Here is a 2737-nt window from a genome sequence, read left to right on the forward strand (position 1 = left end):
AAAAAGTAACTCGCTACGAGTTAGAGCTTCCTTGTAGCGACCATGCCATGGTAGTTTACTATCAGGCGCAAACGGATTGCGTGGCCGAAAAAGTAAAAATGATGGCGTTAAATCATTTAATTAATCAAGATTACTTTAACGAGTTACGAACAACACAACAGCTAGGTTATTTAGTGGGCGCAGGTTATGCACCTTTTAATACTCGTGCTGGAATAGCATTTTATGTGCAGTCACCTAAGTTTGATGCAAAAACATTATTGCATCGTCATAACAGCTTTATTAAAAAATACCTTGATAACATTGATGCACTTGATGAAAACGATTGGCAACAGCAAAAACATGGCCTTAGTACTCATATTGCAGAAAAAGATAAAAACTTGCGCCTGCGCTCACAACGGTTATGGCTTGCTATTGGTAACAGAGATCACGCATTTCATATGCAGCAGCGACTTTTAGATGCCCTAAACGCACTAACACTAAGAGAAGTAAAAGTTTATGCACTAAGCCTATTTGATGATAATAGACCAAGATATGAGCTTTTAAGCTCGGCGAAAGTCAGTAAATCTCAAAATATGCCCGTTTACTCTCAATCTCTTTGACTCTAGGTTTAGCTTGTTTTAAATTATCATTTGTAAATTAGAAGTAATCAAAAAATGATAAAAACAATAATAAAACTAAGCATGCTTGTAGTACTTGCTTACTCATTTGAGCTTTTTGCCTTTGAGTCATCACTTAATTACAACTCAGACAATATACTTATACTAGCAAGCGCCATTATAGCGCTTGCTTTGCCGTACCTGTTATTTGTAATCCATAAACTCAGACGTTCACGCCGCCAACTTCGACTTTCGGAAAAACGCCTTAAAAGTACTGTAGAAGGTAGCGGCGATACACTTTGGGACTGGAACATAAAAACAGGCGAAGTTATTCGTATTAACGATAAGTATTTAATGGACTCAACTACGTTAATGGGGTTTCCGCCAAATAAAGGCCTTATCCATCCTCACGATATTAATAACGTTGAGCACTTGCTAAAAGTGCACTTTGCCGAGCAGTCTGCTTTTTTTGAAGCCACCTACCGAATAAAAGATACTTTTGGTCGTTGGCATTGGGTGCTCGATCGCGGAAAAATAATTGAAAAAGACACCAACTTATCACCCCTTAGAATGACAGGTACCGTTCGCGATATATCACAGTTAAAATCAACTGAAGAGCGCTTAAACCTTTTTGCAAAATGTGTTGAGTCGCTTACTGACGCCTTAGCAATTTACGATAAAAACTTTAAACTGGTTGATATAAACCCTAGCTTTTTAACCTTGTTTGGTGGCGTACGCGAACAATACTTAGGAAAAGATTTTAGCCTATCTGGGTATGAGCCAAGCTACACAAACAGAATTATTGAAATAGTAAAAGAGCGCGAACATATTCAACAAGAAGTGAAGCTTCGTAATAGTGAGCGCATTTTATTACCGATAGAAATATCGATAGATGAAATTAAAAACGATCAAAATCAAATAACTAATTATGTCGTTGTTTATTCAGATTTAACAGAGCGTAAAAAAGCAGAATCGCAGTTACATAACTTATCGAATCGAGATCGCACAACCAGTCTGCCTAACCGAAATTTATTTTTTACTGATTTGCAAAAGCTAGTAAAGCTCAATTCGCATCACGCCTTACTTGTGTTCGATTTAGATAACTTTAAAAAAATAAATGACTCGTTAGGACATCAGCTAGGTGACAGCTTATTAGCTAAACTAGCAATGCGCTTAAATAAACTAACCCGTGAAAATGATGTATTTTATCGTTTAGGCGGCGATGAGTTTGCTCTGGTAATGTCTGACACTAACGACATACATGTAATTACACGCATGGCTAAACAGTTTTTAGCAGCCATTGCTACACCATTTAAAATGGCAGGCCACGAACTGGCAATCACCTCAAGTGTAGGTATTGTATTATTCCCTGAAGACGGTAATACACCTGAACTGCTTTTAAAAAATGCAGATACCGCGATGTATCATGCTAAAAAGAAAGGTAATAGCTACCTATTTTTTAACGACACGATGAACCGTCAAGCCGTTAAACGACTGCAAATTGAAAACCTCATGCGCTTTGGTTTAAAAGAAGACCATTTTGAAGTGTACTACCAACCAAAAATGAATATTCGCACAGGCAAGCTAACCGGAATGGAAGCATTAGTGCGCTTTATTACACCCAAAAAAGGCATTATTAGTCCGGGAGTTTTTATACCTATAGCCGAGGAAACGGGCCAAATAATTGAAATTGGTGAGGTGGTATTAAACAAAGCCTGCAGAGACGTAAAAGAATGGCTAGATAGCGGTTTATTTAGCGGCCGAGTAGCTGTCAACTTATCAGCAAAGCAATTTAGCCTCCCCGATTTAACCTCTCGTATTGACGTTATTTTGCAAAAAAATGAATTACCTTCTTACTTTTTAGAGCTTGAAATAACAGAAGGTACTGTAATGGATGACCCTAAAGAAGCCATTGCAATTATGCGTTCGTTAAGTGCCCGAGGTATTCATTTAGCAATGGATGATTTTGGTACTGGTTATTCATCATTGGCGTATTTAAAGCAATTTCCGCTTAATACACTTAAAGTAGATAAAGCATTTATAGATGACATGACCAACGAACGTGGCCGTAATATGGTCGACTCAATAGTCACTATTGCACATAACCTTGATTTACATGTAGTGGCTGAAGGTGTAGAACA

General features: G+C 37.7%; 2 protein-coding genes. Both read left to right on the forward strand.

The window, feature by feature from the left end; translation table 11 throughout:
- Positions 1–599, forward strand: a 599-nt coding sequence (locus H5072_RS16215) for an insulinase family protein (RefSeq protein ID WP_404936334.1), incomplete at its 5' end; no start/stop codon positions are given.
- Between the two features lie 54 nt (positions 600–653).
- A partial coding sequence (locus H5072_RS16220; RefSeq protein WP_182694111.1) for an EAL domain-containing protein occupies positions 654–2737 on the forward strand: 2084 nt, incomplete at its 3' end.

Source organism: Pseudoalteromonas sp. SR45-5, assembly GCF_014163565.1.
Taxonomy (GTDB): Bacteria; Pseudomonadota; Gammaproteobacteria; order Enterobacterales; family Alteromonadaceae; genus Pseudoalteromonas; species Pseudoalteromonas distincta.